This window comes from Phycisphaerales bacterium, assembly GCA_035627955.1.
Lineage (GTDB): Bacteria > Planctomycetota > Phycisphaerae > Phycisphaerales > UBA1924 > JAEYTB01.
Window position 1 is genome coordinate 81,650 of sequence record DASPKU010000021.1, and the last position, 16,167, is coordinate 97,816.

At 66.0% G+C, this 16,167-nt stretch carries 12 protein-coding genes and 1 rRNA gene; 10 read left to right on the top strand and 3 right to left on the bottom strand.

Annotated elements, in window-relative coordinates; translation table 11 throughout:
* Positions 1–35: 35 nt before the first annotated feature.
* The 4 genes from VD997_16755 to VD997_16770 all read left to right on the top strand — a co-directional run bounded on the left by VD997_16755 (position 36) and on the right by VD997_16770 (position 6,655).
* Entirely contained in the window at positions 36–1,892 is a 1,857-nt protein-coding gene (locus tag VD997_16755) for a C2 family cysteine protease (GenBank protein ID HYE63644.1), read from the top strand.
* A 230-nt stretch (positions 1,893–2,122) separates the two neighbouring features.
* Entirely contained in the window at positions 2,123–4,882 is a 2,760-nt protein-coding gene (acnA, locus tag VD997_16760; protein HYE63645.1) for an aconitate hydratase AcnA, read from the top strand.
* A 121-nt stretch (positions 4,883–5,003) separates the two neighbouring features.
* Positions 5,004–6,296: a hypothetical protein gene (locus VD997_16765; GenBank protein HYE63646.1), complete on the top strand. Its 1,293-nt coding sequence runs from the start codon at positions 5,004–5,006 to the stop codon at positions 6,294–6,296.
* Complete coding sequence (locus VD997_16770; protein ID HYE63647.1) at positions 6,293–6,655, top strand: hypothetical protein; 363 nt, start codon at positions 6,293–6,295, stop codon at positions 6,653–6,655. Before VD997_16765 ends, VD997_16770 begins: the two co-directional genes overlap by 4 nt.
* Positions 6,656–6,760: 105 nt before the next feature.
* Here the strand turns inward: VD997_16770 and VD997_16775 are convergent, their stop codons facing one another.
* The gene (locus VD997_16775; protein ID HYE63648.1) at positions 6,761–8,341 is read right to left on the bottom strand and encodes a lamin tail domain-containing protein; all 1,581 of its coding nucleotides are present in this window, start codon (positions 8,339–8,341) and stop codon (positions 6,761–6,763) included.
* A 168-nt stretch (positions 8,342–8,509) separates the two neighbouring features.
* On the opposite strand from VD997_16775, the gene VD997_16780 reads away from it, so the two are divergent.
* The 6 genes from VD997_16780 (at position 8,510) to VD997_16805 (ending at position 15,005) form a co-directional block, all read left to right on the top strand.
* Positions 8,510–9,403: a type II secretion system protein gene (locus VD997_16780; protein ID HYE63649.1), complete on the top strand. Its 894-nt coding sequence runs from the start codon at positions 8,510–8,512 to the stop codon at positions 9,401–9,403.
* Between the two features lie 93 nt (positions 9,404–9,496).
* A complete protein-coding gene (locus tag VD997_16785) occupies positions 9,497–10,384 on the top strand; it encodes a prepilin-type N-terminal cleavage/methylation domain-containing protein (GenBank protein ID HYE63650.1) in 888 nt (295 codons plus the stop codon).
* A 243-nt stretch (positions 10,385–10,627) separates the two neighbouring features.
* Complete coding sequence (locus tag VD997_16790; protein HYE63651.1) at positions 10,628–11,323, top strand: hypothetical protein; 696 nt, start codon at positions 10,628–10,630, stop codon at positions 11,321–11,323.
* Positions 11,324–11,456: 133 nt separating this feature from the next.
* Positions 11,457–11,702 (top strand): hypothetical protein, encoded by a 246-nt coding sequence (locus VD997_16795; protein HYE63652.1) that lies wholly within the window; start codon positions 11,457–11,459, stop codon positions 11,700–11,702.
* 125 nt (positions 11,703–11,827) lie between these two features.
* Complete coding sequence (locus VD997_16800) at positions 11,828–12,802, top strand: hypothetical protein (protein ID HYE63653.1); 975 nt, start codon at positions 11,828–11,830, stop codon at positions 12,800–12,802.
* 719 nt (positions 12,803–13,521) lie between these two features.
* A 16S ribosomal RNA gene (locus tag VD997_16805) occupies positions 13,522–15,005 on the top strand.
* 312 nt (positions 15,006–15,317) lie between these two features.
* Here the strand turns inward: VD997_16805 and VD997_16810 are convergent.
* Positions 15,318–15,821 carry a hypothetical protein gene (locus VD997_16810; GenBank protein HYE63654.1) on the bottom strand — a complete coding sequence of 168 codons (504 nt, stop codon included), beginning with the start codon at positions 15,819–15,821 and terminating at the stop codon, positions 15,318–15,320.
* Position 15,822: 1 nt separating this feature from the next.
* On the bottom strand, positions 15,823–16,080 hold the full coding sequence (locus tag VD997_16815) for a hypothetical protein (protein ID HYE63655.1): 258 nt from the start codon (positions 16,078–16,080) through the stop codon (positions 15,823–15,825).
* Positions 16,081–16,167 lie beyond the last annotated feature (87 nt).

The following is a 16,167-nucleotide window of genomic DNA, read 5'->3' on the forward strand; positions in this document are numbered from 1 at the left end:
AGCGGCCTGCACCGGCACGGAATCGCACGTTCCCCATGCGGGAGGAACTTCGCGTGCTGGACAAGGCCCTGATGAGCGTGGAACGTCTGCTGAACGGCACCTCGGGTCACCCCTTCGAGCAGCTCGAGGGAAGGGCCCTGATGTCGGGGGATGCCCTGGGTCTTGGTGATCTGGCCGACCAGCCGCGCCTCGCCCGGCCGGTGGAGGTCGCGCCGGCGCGGAGCTGGGGGTTGGGGATCCTGGCGTTGCAGGGGGGGATGCACGGGGCGCGCCCGAGCGTGGGCTTGCTGATGCCGGTGGTCACGTCGATCACGGGCACGGCCTCGAGCGTGGTGCTCAAGTGGTCGGGGGTTGATGCCACCGCGACGGCGGTGATGGTGCAGCGGTCCAGCGACGGCGTGACGTGGACCAGCTTCGCGGTGAGCAAGGCGGCCGTGGGGTACACGGATACGACCGTGTCGCCCGGCGCGGGGTACTTCTACCGCGTGTTCGTGAAGGGGCCCGCTTCATCGATTGCGTCCAAGGCGATGACGGTGAAGGCAGCCCTCTCGACCCCGGTTGCCAGCGCGTCGGTCTCGGGCAGCACGGCCACCGTCACGTGGAGCGACACCAACCCAAAGACCGTCAGTTACCAGGTGTACCGCTCGAAGGACGGCGTGAACTTCGCGCTCGTGAAGAACGTGGCCGCGGGCGCGGCCAAGAGTTTCAGCGAGTCCATCAGCGCCGGCTCCACGTTCACCTACCGCGTGCGGGCGGTGTACCAGACGAAGGTGTCAGCGGACTCGCCGAAGGTGGTCGCGAAGAACGCGGCCCCCGTGAGCACGGCGACGATCGCATGGCGGTACGGCACTGAACTGGTCATCACCAGTCCAGCGTCGGACACCATCAGCGTGGCCCAGAGTGGCGGGGCCCTGGCGGTCACCATCGGCGGCGTGACCACCACGCTGACCATGCCCAAGAGCCTCTTCATCTATGACCGCGGCGGCACGGACACCATCTCCGTGGCCTCGTCAGTCACCGTTCGCACCACCATCACAGCCCTGAGCGGCGCGGCCACCAAGGTCAGCAGCAGCGGCAACAACGTCAGCGTGTGGCTGGACTCCACGGACACTTTCGCCGGCAGCGGCAACGTCCACTGGGTCTCGAGCTTCGCGGGCGGGGTGAGCAAGGCCGTGGGGGCGTCGCTGGCGAACCCGGCGGATTCCGATGCGGTGTTCAAGGTGTCGGCGTCGCTCTGGGGTGCGGCGCCGACGCCCGACGACATCAACCAGGGCGCGGTGGGCGACTGCTACTTCCTGGCGCCGCTCGCAGGGCTGGCGCTGGAGAACCCGGCGGGGCTGATGGAGACGGCGGTGGACATGGGCGACGGCACGTACGTCGTGCAGATGTACAAGAACGGCGTGCCGCAGTTCATCCGCGTGAACAGCGAGATGCCTAAGGGGCCATGGAGCGGGTACATGTACGCCCACCCGGGCGCGAGTGGGGCGGTGTGGGGCGCGGTGCTGGAGAAGGCGTGGGCCTACGCCCGCACCGGCGCGAACACGTACGCCTCGACGAGCTCGGGATGGATGGAGGAGTCGTTCCGGGCCCTTGGGTTCAAGGCGACCAGCTTCAGCGTGTACACCACCGAATCGGCGTTCTACTCGATGGTGTCGAGCAGCCTGGGCGCCGGGCAAACGGTAACGATCGCGACCGAGACGACCTCCACGCTGCTGGTTGGCGGGCACGCGTACACCGTGGTCGGGGCGTACATGGACGCGGGCAAGTCCTACTACCAGGTGCGCAACCCCTGGGGCGTGGCGGGCACCGACTACGAAGGCAAGACCGGCTACGCGGTGCTCAGCTTCGATCAGGTCAAGAGCGAGTGCTACGCGGGCGTGCGGGTGGCGTGAGCGCCGAGACCACCACGGAGGGACGCGGAGGGAGCGGAGGTGCGCGGAGTTGGATCGAGCACCTGACTTGAACTCCGCGAAACTCCGCTCCTCTCCGCAAACTCCGCGGTGATGCCTTCCAAAACTAACGGTTATCAATCCAGCGAGTCCGATTGATTGGATTCATGCACTCCGGAGGGCGATAGTTGCTCCATCGGGACCTCCCGTCCCGCCATACACGGAGCACCAGCATGCCTCGCCCTGACCCGTTCAATAGCCGCGCCACCCTGACCACCAAGGCCGGGACGTTCACGTACTACGACCTCAACGCCCTCAAGAAGCAGAACGTGGGGCACGTGGACAAGCTGCCCTTCTCGATCAAGGTGCTGCTGGAGGCGATGCTGCGGAACCTGGACGGGTTCGTGGTCACGGCCGACGACGTCTCGGGCCTCGCCAACTGGAACGCCAAGGCGCCCGTCAAGGAGGAGCTGCCCTTCATGCCCGGTCGCGTGGTGCTCCAGGACTTCACCGGCGTGCCGTGCGTCGTTGACCTCGCGGCCATGCGAGACGCGATGAAGAACCTCGGCGGCGACCCCTCCGCCATCAACCCGCTCGTGCCCTGCGACCTCGTGATCGACCACAGCGTGCAGGTGGACGCGTTCGGCACCAAGCAGGCCCTCACCATCAACGCCGAGAAGGAGTTCGAGCGCAACGGCGAGCGGTACGAGTTCCTCAAGTGGGGGCAGCAGAGCCTGAGCAACTTCCGCGTGGTGCCGCCGGCGACCGGCATCGTTCACCAGGTGAACCTCGAGTACCTCGCCAAGGCCGTGTGGTCCAGGCAGATCGACGGCGAGATGGTCGCCTACCCCGACTCGTGCGTGGGCACCGACAGCCACACAACGATGGTCAACGGCTTGGGCGTGGTGGGCTGGGGCGTGGGCGGCATCGAGGCCGAGGCCGTGATGCTCGGCCAGCCGATCTACATGCTGACGCCCGACGTGATCGGCTTCCGCCTCAAGGGCAAGCTGCCCGAGGGGTCCACCGCGACCGACCTCGTGCTCACGGTGACGCAAATCCTCCGCAAGCGGGGCGTGGTCGATAAGTTCGTCGAGTTCTGCGGCGAGGGCCTCGCGGCCCTCTCCGTGCCCGACCGCGCGACCATCGCCAACATGGCGCCCGAGTACGGCGCGACCATCGGCTTCTTCCCCATCGATCAGGTCACGCTCGACTTCCTCCGCTTCACCGGGCGCGACGACGCGACGGTGGAGCTCGTCGAGAAGTACTGCAAGGCCAACGGCATGTGGTGGCAGCCCGGCATCGCCGAGCCCGAGTTCACCGACCTCATCGAGCTGGACCTCTCCACCGTGCAGCCGTCGCTCGCGGGCCCCAAGCGCCCGCAGGACCGCGTGCTGCTCAAGGACGTTAAGGGCGAGTTCCTCAAGAGCCTGGGCGCCCCGCTGGGCAACACCGCCTTTGGCCTGCCCGCCGAGAAGATCTTCAACGCCTCGGGCACGGTCACCTGCCGCAGCGGCAACTCGAAGAAGCTCACGCACGGCGCCGTCGTGATCGCGGCCATCACAAGCTGCACCAACACCAGCAACCCCGACGTGATGATCGCCGCGGGTCTGGTGGCCCGCAAGGCCCGTGCCCTGGGCCTCAAGAGCCGCAGCTGGGTCAAGACCAGCCTGGCCCCGGGCTCCAAGGTCGTGACCGAGTACTACAACAAGGCGGGCCTGACCGAGGACCTCGACGCGCTGGGATTCAACACGGTCGGCTACGGCTGCACAACGTGCATCGGAAACTCCGGCCCGCTGCCCGACGAGATCGAGGCCGCGATCAAGGAGGGCGACCTCGTCGCCGCCAGCGTGCTCAGCGGCAACCGCAACTTCGAGGGGCGAGTGCACCAGAGCGTGAAGGCCAACTACCTCGCCAGCCCTCCGCTCGTCGTCGCCTACGCCATCGCCGGCACGGTGATGATCGACCTCGCGACCGAGCCCCTCGCGACCACGCCGGACGGCAAGCCGGTGTTCCTCAAGCACATCTGGCCCACGCACGCCGAGGTGCAGGCGGTCAAGGCGCAGGCCGTGACGCCCGAGCAGTTCAAAACGCAGTACGCCAACGTGTTCACCGGCAACCCGACGTGGAACGCGGTGCCAGTATCGCAGTCGGACCTCTACAGCTGGAACGACAAGAGCACGTACATCCAGAACCCGCCGTACTTCGTGGGCATGGGCGAGCAGCCCGCGCCCATCAAGCCCATCCGCGGCGCCAAGTGCCTGGTGTACGTCGCCGACTCGGTGACCACCGACCACATCTCCCCCGCCGGCGATATCGCCGAGAAGAGCCCCGCGGGCGAGTACCTCAAGGGCCTGGGCGTGCCCAAGAGCATGTTCAACAGCTACGGCTCGCGCCGCGGCAACGACCGCGTCATGACCCGCGGCACCTTCGCCAACGTCCGCGTCAAGAACAAGCTCGCGGTGGACCCCGCGACCGGCAAGGTCAAGGAGGGCGGCTGGACCAAGGACCTCTCCAAGGCCGGCAATGGCACCATCGACTTCATCTACAACGCCTCCACGCACTACAAGGCCGAGGGCACGCCACTGGTGGTCCTGGCGGGCAAGGACTACGGCATGGGCAGCAGCCGCGACTGGGCCGCGAAGGGCACGCTGCTGCTGGGCTGCCGCGCGGTGATCAGCGAGAGCTTCGAGCGCATCCACCGCAGCAACCTGGTGGGCATGGGCGTGCTCCCGTTGAACTTCATGGAGGGCCAGACGGCCGCCACCCTGGGCCTGGACGGCACCGAGACGTTTGACATCGTGCTGCCCGACCCGCTCGAGCCGCGCTGCGACGTCAGGGTGATCGCGACCAGGCAGGACGGCAAGAAGGTCGAGTTCACCACCCGCTGCCGCATCGACACGCCGGTGGAGGTCGAGTACTACCGCAACGGCGGCGTGCTGCAGACCGTCCTGCGGCGGCTCTTGAACGAGAGCCGCAAGGCGGTGGGGGTGTAACGCCTTCCGACCCGCTGCGGTGCAAGTCTTACTCAAACGCGGCCCCGCCCTCGCCGGCGGGGCCGCGTCGTTCCTGGGCCTTGCACCCTCTGGTAAGCTCGTGCGGCACAAAGGGGGTGGCATGGACGCGAGCGGAGAGCGGGACCGAAAACTGGCCGAGGCAGTGCGCCTGCTCGTACGCGAGCTGCTGTGCACCCGCCCCGAACTGGCTTCGAGCATCGCGGTATTGGCCGAACTGGTCTCCGAGGAGGCCGCGGCACTGGCGGAGGCCGAGTCCGCCGCAACCGTGCCGCCGGTGTCGGGGGAGGCCACAGCCCCGCCTGCGCCGCAGCCACAGGAGGACGTGGCTCCGTCGAATGAGGAGCCCTCGGCGCCCGCAGTTCCCTCCGCGGCCAAGCCGGCAGCACAGGTGGAGGTGAAGTCGGTGGCGGCCGCAGCGCCACCCCCGCTTCCTGAAACCTCGGCCATTCTCAAGCTCAAGATCGGGGACGACTCCACCCACCTGAAGGTCGCCGGCACCCGCGCGGACATCTACGCCGCCCGTAGCTCCATCCAGGAACAACAGCCGGCGCAGGAGCCGCGGGAGAACCCGGCCGGATGGCAACTGCCGGACCTCACCCAGGTCACCGAGCGTTGCGCCGCAAAGGCGGAGGCCTGCCGCGCCCTCGCCGCGCTGGAAGACGCTGGCGCATGGCAGCCCCGAGAGGCCGAAAAGGTGCGGGTGCTCTTCGAGAAGGCACAACTCGCGCACGTGCACATCCACTGGACCATGACACGGGCAAAGCCCGGAGCGGACGCGGTGCGGCTGGTCAGCGAGGGCTACGCCAACCTCTCCCACGCGGCCCGCCTCGCCCATCACACGCCCGCCGGCAGCGCCCGCCGATCGGGCGCGTTCCAGCTGCTCGCCGAAGCGCAGTCGGCCCTGCGGCTCGCACTCGCGGGCGCGCTGGTGGACCGGGACGACGCCGACCAGTGGGCCTCATACCAGTTCCTCGCCATGTTCACCAAGTACGAGCAGATCTTCGTCCCCCGCCACATGCGGCTCGACGACGCCGCGGACCCCGCCAACTGGCAGGACCTCCGCACGCGCCTGCAAGCGGCGCTCCAGCCCATCGACGCGGCGGCCAGGCGTGAACATCAATCGAGTTCCTTGATCAAGAAGCTCGCCTACCACGTGAAGCGGATCGTCCACGACCGCAGCCATGATGAGCACGCGGACTGGCTGAAGGTGGAAGAGTCGCTACGGGCACTCGCCCAGCACGGCGTCGGCGGGGATGATCCTCGGGTAGTTGACCGGCTCCGGCTGATCGCGGAGCGGCTCCGGCGACGCTCGACCTGCCGCTTGTCCGCAAAGCCCTGGCGGAAGACAGCCATTCCGACGATGAGCCGCAGCCGGAGCGCGAGTACAGCGTGAATGTCGGCGCGGTCCGAAAGCTGCTCGCGGGCTCGAGGATCGTTCTGATCGGCGGCGAGCCCCGTGATGACGCGGTCAAGCGCATCGAGCACGCCTTCGCCCTTGAGGAGTGCGACTGGACCACCGTCCGCGACCACGCCAGCAGCGCGCCCCTCGAAGCCCCCATCCGGCGCGACGAGACCCGACTGGTGCTCATCCTCATCGGACTGGCCAACCACCAGACCGTTGACGATGTCACCGCGTGGTGCATCAAGTACGGTAAGCCGCTGGTTCGCCTGCCCGGCAAGGGCTACAACCCCGAGCGCATCGCGGCCGAGGTGCTCGAGCAGGTGAGTGGGAAGCTGGAGGGCGGCAAGTAGCCGGCTCCGCGAAAGACCCGCATCCATGCAATGAAAACGCCCGGCCAGCGCCGGGCGTTTCGATCCTGAAGGCCGATCACCGCTCAACGCGGGCGAGGATCCGAATCAGCACGTCCCCCCGCCCAGCACGCGGAAGAACGCCTCGATGTCCTGATCCGTGCCGGTGTCGCCATCGCCGTTGAAGTCCGCGCCCCCGTGCCAGCACGTGGGGCAGCAGTTCCCGCCCAGGCACGCGAAGAACGCCTCGATGTCCTGGTCCGTCCCGCTGTCGCCGTCCTGGTTGAAGTCCTGCGGCCCGCACCCCAGCACCGGCGACGCGAAGATCACCAGCTGCGGCTCGACCAGGCTCCCGTGGCTGATCCCCGCGTACGGCGCCGCCACGCTCGACCCACCGGGCGACAGCAGCAGCGTCAGCGTGCCCGCGCCCGACGAGATCTCGTTGAACACGGCCTCGGCTCCGGGCGTGTTGCTGCCGCCGGCGGTATAGATCGTGCGGGCGTCCGCCCCCGCACCCGACGAGAACGACCAGCTCGCCACGCTCAACGCATCGGGGTAGTTGCTCGCGAAGGTGTTGAACCGCGTGCCCGTGTTGCCGGGCGTGAGGTTCACGCCATCGGCGTTGGTGTACCGCAGCAGCACCGAACCGCTGCTGCTCACAGGGTCCACGGCCCTCATCATGTTCAGCGAGATGCGGTCGATCGTCCAGCCGTTGGGGTACACCGAGTTCAGGGCCGCGACAATGGCCGCGTTGGTGAACCGGGCCGCGGCGTACGCCGGCGCCGGCCGCCCGTCGACATCTTCCACGCCCGTGCCCTGCACCCGCCACATGGTCGTGTCGGGGGACACGCCGGAGTTGAGCACGAACGCGGCGCTCGCGGCGGTGAGGATGACCGCCCCCTCGCAGAAGTCAGGCTGCGCGTCGGCATCCACGTCCGTCAGCGTGCCGCGCTTGAGATCGGTGCAGTCGATCATGCCGTTCTGGTCGCAGTCCAGCGACGGCTGCGCCACGATCTCGCACGCGTCCAGCTGCCCGTTGGTGTTGCAGTCGTTCGCGGGGTCCTGGAGCTCGATGTTGTCGTCGATGTTGTTGCCGTTGCAGTCCGGGCCCGTGGTGCACGAGTGCGTGGGCGAACTGCTGTTCCGCGGCGTTGGCGTGCCGTTGGAGAAGTCATTGGTGTCGTTGCCCGTGTCGGTGCAGCCGCCGTTGGCACGCCTGATCGCGTCCGAGCCGTTCATCGCCCCCGCGGGGAACGCGGGCTCGCACAACACCTCGCCCCACAGCACGAGGTCGACGGTGCTGTCGAGCGACGGACAGTGCGAGATCAACCCCGACTGGTTGTTGGAGATCATGATCTTGCCGCCGATAGGGTCGCCGGTGATCAGGCCGGTTGCGTCGGGCGGGGGCAGGGGCAGGCTGCCGCTGGCGGGCGCGAGCTCCACGAGGAAGTAGCCGTGCGCGGGGATGGATCCGCTCAGCGGCGCGACGTTCCACTGTGAGCACCCGCCGCAGAAGGCGATCTTGATCGACCAACCATTGAGGCTCACCGGCGCGTTCCCCGCGTTGAACAGCTCCACGAAGTCGCTCTGGTACACCGTGCTGCCAATGTGCAGCTGGCTGATCGTCACCTGGGCGTGCGCGCTGACGGCCAACCCACACGACGCGATCGCGGCGAGAACAGACTTCATGATGTGGCTCCTGAGTAAGGGGGGCGGGTTCAGGCCCCTCCCGCTCGCACCAGACTACCGGTTTCCCTGTGGCGGCACACCCGGCCAGAGTAAGAACAGCACGGTTTTCCAAGCGGGTTCCGCTCGCCTGCCGCACCCGCGACCATGCAGCGCGGTACACCACTCTGGATGGATGCGATCTGCGGTGGCAGCACGGGACGTGGCAGTGCGCGTGGGTTCACCCTAGTGGAACTCGGCGTGTGCATCGTCGTCGCTCTCTTGATCGCACTGCTCGTCGCCCCACTGCTGCGGGGCAAGGGTCGCACGGGGCCCCACCACTCCAAGGACCCAACGCAGGTCCGCGGCATCCACCAGGGCCTCGTGATGTGGGCCCAGAACAACCAGGACCGCTTTCCGCTCCCCTCGCAACTGGACGCCGCCGATGACACCGTGCTCGCACCCGCCGCGAGCAAGGACACCACGTCCAACATCATGTCCGTGCTTATGTACAACGGCTTCTTCGGCCCGGAGATCTGCATCAGCCCCCAGGAGGTCAACCCGCAGATCGCCCAGATGACCACCTACGCCTACTCCATGCCCACCATGGCTAACCGCCCCGCCAAGGCCCTCTGGGACCCCGCGTTCAACGCCGACTTCTCCGCGCCGGGCGGCGGGCACTTCAGCTACGCCCACACGCTTCCCTCGGGGCCGCGCCTCAAGCACTGGGTGTCCACCTTCGCCGCCGACGTGCCGATTGTCAGCAACCGCGGCCCGCAAGTCACCGCGATGACCTGGGGCACGCTGGGCGAGGCGCTACCAACGTATGACGCCAAGAGCAACACACTCCGCATCCACGGCTCGCCGAAGACCTGGGAAGGCGCCGTCGTCTACGCTGACAACCACGTGAACTACGAAGTGGACCTCTCACCGCCGACCGCGACGTTCCTCAATCGCACAGGCAAGCGCACGACCGACTGCCTCTTCTTCGACGAGCCCGAGGACGCCACCGGCGAGAACGCCCTGCTCGCGATCTGGACCAAGAGCGGGGCCGCGCCCGAGCAGTTCTGGACTGTGTGGGACTGACACACCAAAACAAGCCGAATCGTGCGCAACCTCTATACCGCCTGCACCGCGCCGCGCTCGCCGCCGGTAGCACAGGTATTTGGAGGTTCGATTATGCGAAACAACCTGTGCATCGCCGGCAAGAGAATGGGCTTCACTCTGGTGGAGCTGCTGATCGCAGTCGTCGCGTCCATCGTGGTCGCGTTCATCGGCCTTGTGCTCATCGACGCCAGCCGCCCGCGCTGCGGAGGCCGCCAGATCAAGGACTCCACCCAGGTCCGCGGCATCCACCAGGGCCTCGTGATGTGGGCGCAGAACTCCAAGGACCAGTACCCCGTTCCCAGCGACTACGACAAGATGAACACAACCCTCCAGGTCCCCGCCGCGGAGAAGGACACCACTTCTAACATCATCTCAATCCTCATCTACAACGGCTTCTTCGGCCCCGAGCTCTGCGTCAGCCCCGCGGAGAGCAACCCGGCCATCAAGCAGATGGCCAACTACCAGTACTCCAACCCCACCAGCGCGGCCAGCCCCGGAACGGCCCTCTGGGACCCCGCGTTCAACGCCGACTTCACCGCCGCGACCGGCGGCCACTTCAGCTACGCGCACCTCATGCCCGCCGGCGAGCGCCGCGCCGACTGGTCGAACACGTTCAGCGCGACCACCGCCGTGGTCAGCAACCGCGGCCCGCAGGTCCAGAGCGTCACCTACAGCGCCGCCCACGTCCCGATGCCGACCTTCCGCGCCAACAGCAACACCCTCGCCATCCACGGCGGCCGCACCACCTGGGAGGGCAACGTCGTCTACAACGACAACCACGTGAACTTCGAGACCCGCATGGCCCCCGACACCCTCACTTTCAAGGACTCGGCCAACGCCGACTGGGGCGACTGCCTCTTCTTCGACGAGCCCGAGGACGTCAGCCAGCGCAACGCCCTCCTCTCGATCTGGACCCGCAGCGGCGCCACGCCCGCTGAGTACAAGGCGATCTGGGACTGATCCGATATGGTGATGGACAGTCGCCCGCGCCCGCGGCCGCGCGATCGGCCGCGGGCAGTTGTCGTATGAGACCATGGAGTCGGAACGCTGAACCGCGCCTTCACACTCAAAGAGCTGCTGATCTGTGTCCTGATTATCGGGATACTCGCCGCGCTCGCGGTGGTTGCCCTCTCCCGTGCACGCGCCGCCGCCAGGCAGAACTATGACTCGACGCACGTGCGTGCTTTGCACCAGGCGCTAGTGATGTCCAGCACGCAGAACGACAGCTTCGTTCTGCCTTCGTGGGTGGACAAAGTGGACACCACTGTGGCGGGCGATCCGTCTGCAAAGGACACGACCGCGAACGTCGTGTCGTACATGATCTACAACGGGTTTATCGGCCCCGAACTCTGCGTCAGCCCGGCGGAAACCAACCCAGCCATCCAGATCAACACAACGTTCCAGTACTCAAACCCCGCTGCGGCCGTGGAGCCTGCGATGGCCCTCTGGGACCCAGCTTTCTCGGTGGACTTCACGAACGGGAAGGTCGGGAATTTCAGCTACGCCCACCTGTTCCCGTTCGGCACGAGAAAAATCAAGTGGTCAAACTCCTTCTCTGCGACTGAACCTGTCATCGGGAACCGTGGGCCGCGGGTCAGCTCAGTCGACTACAGCAGTGATCCGATGCGACCACAGATGGTTTACGACCGAAACAGCTTCACGATGGCCATCCACGGCCCCAGGCGCAGCTGGGAAGGTCACGTCGCATACAACGACAACCACGTCGACTTCGAAACCACTCTTGCACCGAAGGCGTCGACCTTCAAGAAGTCGAGCATCTCATTCGCGGATTGCCTGTTCTTCGACGAGCCCGAGGACACCGACGACCTCAACACCCTGCTGGGTATCTTCACCACGGCCGGTCCCGCAAACATCGACTGGACCCACATCTGGGACTGAAGCCGCGTTCCGCCACGGCCTCATGCAGGCGATCGTCCAGCTGGAACTCCCTGCCCCCACCCGATTTAGACGCTTCTCAACGGTGATCGACCTTCACCGGCCACACTCTGGCCAACAAGGAAGGAGTACCACCATGATTGGTCTACGTCCCCAGCACACCGAGGGGCCCGTCGCCCGCGCGATCGAAGAGCAGACCGCCAAGCTGCCCAGCGACCTGTTCCTCTGGGCCGCCGTCGGCTCCATGGTCGTCTCGGCCGCGTTCCAGGCCACCGGCAAGAAGAACGCGTCGATGTTCGTCGGTCAGTGGGCCCCCTCGTTCCTCATCCTGGGCCTGTACAACAAGCTCGTGAAGATCGAAGGCCACGATCAGCTGAGCTGATCGGCTCGACAAACCTGTACGACCCGTACGAGACCGGAGCGCGAGCTCCGGACGAGTACGACGCAGCCGCGCCACCGAGATGTCTTCATCTCGGTGGCTCTTTTCGTGCGCGGTACGCTGCCGCCATGCCCGCGCACTTCCAATGGCCACCGCGACCGCTGCCGGAGCAAGAGCTCGGCGCCCCGGCATCGCCGCGCTACTGGAAGCCGCAACCAGCCAAAGAGCCGATCGCGCAAGCGATCGAGTCCCCTGCCTCCTCACCATCCGACACCTCGCCTCCGGAAGCAAAGCCTGTCCGAACAGCCGCCACCGCTCCACCCGAACCTGCGCGACCGATCCCCGCGCGCGCTTCGGCCCCATCGCTCCTCTCGACCGCCTTCCGCCACATCGAATCCACCTACCTCGGCCTCACCCGCCCACCCTTCGCCCAGCGAGCCGCCGACGCCAACTGGCATCCCGACCTCCCCCACGAGTACTGCCCCCGCTGCGCTTCCACGACCGGCGTGCACGAAGCGACCACCGCCGGCTGCACGCGCTGCGCGCACCTGAAGCTGCCGTGGGACCGGGCCGTGCGGCTAGCCCGCTACGAAGGCCTGCTCCAGTCCTGCATCCACGAGGTGAAGTTCTCCGCCTGGAAGCGGCTGGGGTTGGACCTCGGGCGCGAGCTCGGCCACCAGCTCGCACCCCACCTCGAGCACGTCGACAAGACCCGCCTGGTACTGATTCCGATCCCCGCCAGCTGGTGGCGCCGGGTCTCACGCGGCATCGACCACACCACTGTGATCGCCAAGGGCGTGCACCAGGTGGTGGGGGGCACCCTCGCCCCCGCCCTCCGCCGCCGCCACCGCCGCCCGCAGGTGGGCCTGTCTAACACCGACCGCGCCCGCAACGCCGCGGGATCGATGCGCCTCCGAGGCCACCCCCGGTTTGAGGGCTGCACGCTTGTCCTTATAGACGACGTGCGCACCACCGGGGCAACCATGGGTGAGGCGGCCAAGGTGCTCCGACGAGGGCTGACCAGGCTGGGCCAGAAACCCGCCGCGATCTGGTCCTGCACCCTGGCGGTCGCGGAGTTCGGCGACCGCTCCCCGCCCATCTGACTTGGAGTCCCGGCCTTTCTCCGCGCCTCCGCGAGCCCCGCGAGAGGTTCTCCCCCTAGACTCCCCCGGAAAACTCAAGTTTTCGTCCCCAGCCTCTCCACACCGCATCCGCAGGTTGGAGGATGGAGAAGAAGGTAAGTGTCCGGTCAGCAAGGGTTTGTGACGCGGGTCGCAAAAACCTTTTCGTCGAAAAGCTTGACTGCCAACGACGACAAGCCCTAGACTGACCCCCCACCGAAAGCCGCAAGGCAATCGCCGGTGAGAACCGGGGAGTTGCAGTGCCGAGGTGGCTGATCTTTGAAAAGTGAACAGTTGGGTTCCGCACGAGAGTGTGTGATCTCTGGCACGGCGTTGCACGCCGCCCTTCCACCAAGGGGCCAGGGTCAATGATCACCGATGTCCTGTCCCGTACAAGGCTGGTCGTCGGGGTGGAGTCTTGAGGTCACAGTCAAGACTGGTCTTACTCTCTCGTGCAGACCTGCCCGTCGATCTGAGCGCTTCAGTCGGCGGGCAAAAGAGAGTGAGCCTAATCCATCGGTTTAGCCACCGATGGCGGCGGTCCTGAAGTCCTCCCTCCCCGGGAGTGACGGAAGTCCCGTCGTTAGACCGGCCACGCAGAGCTGCAGCCGCAAGGTTGTGGTGAGTGTGGTTTTTTTCATGGTCCAAACCACTCATTGAAGTATTGGAACCCTCGGTGAAAGCCGAGGACTACGAAAAATCAATTGAAGAGTTTGATCATGGCTCAGATTGAACGCTGGCGGCATGGCTAAAACATGCAAGTCGAACGTGCCCGCAAGGGCAAGTGGCGAAAGGGTCAGTAACGCGATCGAATGTACCCTGAGGTGGGGGATAGGGCAGGGAAACTTGCCATAATACCCCATGATGTCCTCGGACCAAAGGTTTACCGCCTTGGGAGCAGCGATCGTCCTATCAGCTAGTTGGCGGGGTAATGGCCCACCAAGGCGAAGACGGGTAGCAGGTGTGAGAGCACGACCTGCGACATCGGAACTGAGACACTGTCCGGACTCCTACGGGAGGCTGCAGTAACGAATCTTCCGCAATGGGCGAAAGCCTGACGGAGCAATGCCGCGTGTGGGATGAAGCGGCTACGCCGTGTAAACCACTGTCAGGGGGCAGGAACAATGACCGCCCCCAGAGGAAGAGCCGGCTAACCCTGTGCCAGCAGCCGCGGTAATACAGGGGGCTCGAGCGTTAGTCGGAATCACTGGGCTTAAAGGGTGCGTAGGCGGCTCGCCAAGTGCTTTGTGAAATCCCACAGCTCAACTGTGGAACAGCAGGGCAAACTGGCGAGCTTGAGGCAGGTAGGGGCCGGAAGAACAGTTGGTGGAGCGGTGAAATGCGTAGATATCAACTGGAATGCCGATGGGGAAGCCGTCCGGCTGGGCCTGTCCTGACGCTGAGGCACGAAAGCGTGGGGAGCAAACAGGATTAGATACCCTGGTAGTCCACGCCGTAAACGATGTGCACTAGACTGGTGCGGTTTTGACGCCGTATCAGTCGCAGTAAAAACGATAAGTGCACCGCCTGGGGAGTACGGTCGCAAGGCTAAAACTCAAATGAATTGACGGGGGCTCACACAAGCGGTGGAGCATGTTGCTTAATTCGAGGCAACGCGAAGAACCTTACCTGGGCTTGACATGTACGGATTAACCCTATGAAAGTAGGGCCACACCCGCAAGGGCGGAACGTGCACAGGTGCTGCATGGCTGTCGTCAGCTCGTGCTGTGAAGTGTCGGGTTAAGTCCCTTAACGAGCGCAACCCCTGTCGTTAGTTGCTCACGCGTCATGGCGAGTACTCTAGCGAGACTGCCGGTGTCAAACCGGAGGAAGGTGGGGATGACGTCAAGTCCTCATGGCCCTTACGCCCAGGGTTGCAAACGTGCTACAATGGCGCGTACAAAGCGATGCGAGATCGCGAGATGGAGCAAATCGCAAAAAACGCGCCCCAGTTCGGATTGCAGGCTGCAACTCGCCTGCATGAAGTCGGAATCGCTAGTAATCGGAGATCAGCTACGCTCCGGTGAATGTGTTCCTGAGCCTTGTACACACCGCCCGTCACGTCATGGGAGCCTGGAGTGCCCGAAGTCGCCATATTTCAGTGGTGCCCACGGCAAGACAGGTGACTGGGACGAAGTCGTAACAAGGTAGCCGTAGGAGAACCTGCGGCTGGATCACCTCCTTTCTAAGGGATTTCCTTAGACCAGCAGCGTCCGGGATCATTCGAAAGATTGAACAACCCCCCGGACCGGAAGGGCGACCTTCCACTGGTATGTCAACGCACCCTCGTCCACGGCAACGTGGATACGCGATCGGCAACGATCGCATAAGCGGTACCCAACTGTTTCTCTTCTAACCGGAGTCTTCCGGCGGCAACACCCATCCAACGATGGGTGTTGTTCGTTTTTGGCCCCGCGTGCGCGCTCGTCAGGGGAGAGCCGATCGCGCCAGCGATCGAGTCCCTCCTCAACGTGCCGCCCCTCCGCCCGACCACACCTCACGGCATCACCGCGCACGCCCCCGCCTGCTCCCAACTTGTAATCACCTTCTCGCCCGGCCCGAGCGCCTCCAACCGCACCCGGGCTGACGCCCCCGTCACTACCCGCGGCAGCTCCAGCAGCAGCACCCCCATCTGCGAGCTCGGCCCCACACGAATCCAGGCCCTCTGCTCAGCCGGCGTGACCGGAGGCTCGTCTTTAAGCTGGTACTCCACGACCACCAGCGCCAGGTACGGCGCGGCCTCCGTCCCGCCCGTCCGCGTCGGACCCACCACGCACCCGACCACGCTCGGCTCGGCACCCTGCGGGAACAGCGCCAGCTTCGCCGGGAAGGCCTGCCGGCAGTACCGCTCCCATTGATCGCGCTCCACCCGCCCCTGCGCCCATGCGGTCTCGACCAGCTCGCCCCACCACGGCGCCCACCGAGCGCCATGCGGCTCGCCCTGCCGCGTCAGACCTTCCTCCACCAGGCCGCGCAGGTGGTCGTCACTGACCTGGCCCATCTCAAGTCGGCGGGTCCATCGCGGAGCGGCTGTCCGCGCGGGCGTCCCGGACCAGCACCGACTCCAGGGTCACCCACTGGGGCTTGAACCTGCGGACCAGTTCAGAGTTGTACAGGAGGGTCTGGCCGAGAGCGAGCAGCATGAGCAGCACGCCGAGGGCGACCAGCCACCCGCGCCGTTCGCGCCGGCCGCGCCATGGAGCAACACGGGCAAGGTCGGGCAGCCCGCACCGGACCGCTCGCCGAGCTCGAACCCGCATCGGGCGCAGGTGATGGCCGCGCCAACGCGCCGGCCACGGAGTCCGAGGGCCAGCATCCACGCTCCCATGGCGGCGTTGACGCACAGC

What these genes read in the sequence shown, in the direction of transcription:
- VD997_16755 (HYE63644.1), top strand. Translation starts at nt 36, where the DNA reads ATGCGGGAGGAACTTCGCGTGCTGGACAAGGCCCTGATGAGCGTGGAA.
- acnA (HYE63645.1), top strand. Translation starts at nt 2,123, where the DNA reads ATGCCTCGCCCTGACCCGTTCAATAGCCGCGCCACCCTGACCACCAAG.
- VD997_16765 (HYE63646.1), top strand. Translation starts at nt 5,004, where the DNA reads ATGGACGCGAGCGGAGAGCGGGACCGAAAACTGGCCGAGGCAGTGCGC.
- VD997_16775 (HYE63648.1), bottom strand. Translation starts at nt 8,341, where the DNA reads ATGAAGTCTGTTCTCGCCGCGATCGCGTCGTGTGGGTTGGCCGTCAGC.
- VD997_16780 (HYE63649.1), top strand. Translation starts at nt 8,510, where the DNA reads ATGGATGCGATCTGCGGTGGCAGCACGGGACGTGGCAGTGCGCGTGGG.
- VD997_16785 (HYE63650.1), top strand. Translation starts at nt 9,497, where the DNA reads ATGCGAAACAACCTGTGCATCGCCGGCAAGAGAATGGGCTTCACTCTG.
- VD997_16790 (HYE63651.1), top strand. Translation starts at nt 10,628, where the DNA reads ATGTCCAGCACGCAGAACGACAGCTTCGTTCTGCCTTCGTGGGTGGAC.
- VD997_16795 (HYE63652.1), top strand. Translation starts at nt 11,457, where the DNA reads ATGATTGGTCTACGTCCCCAGCACACCGAGGGGCCCGTCGCCCGCGCG.
- VD997_16800 (HYE63653.1), top strand. Translation starts at nt 11,828, where the DNA reads ATGCCCGCGCACTTCCAATGGCCACCGCGACCGCTGCCGGAGCAAGAG.
- VD997_16810 (HYE63654.1), bottom strand. Translation starts at nt 15,821, where the DNA reads ATGGGCCAGGTCAGTGACGACCACCTGCGCGGCCTGGTGGAGGAAGGT.
- VD997_16815 (HYE63655.1), bottom strand. Translation starts at nt 16,080, where the DNA reads ATGCGGGTTCGAGCTCGGCGAGCGGTCCGGTGCGGGCTGCCCGACCTT.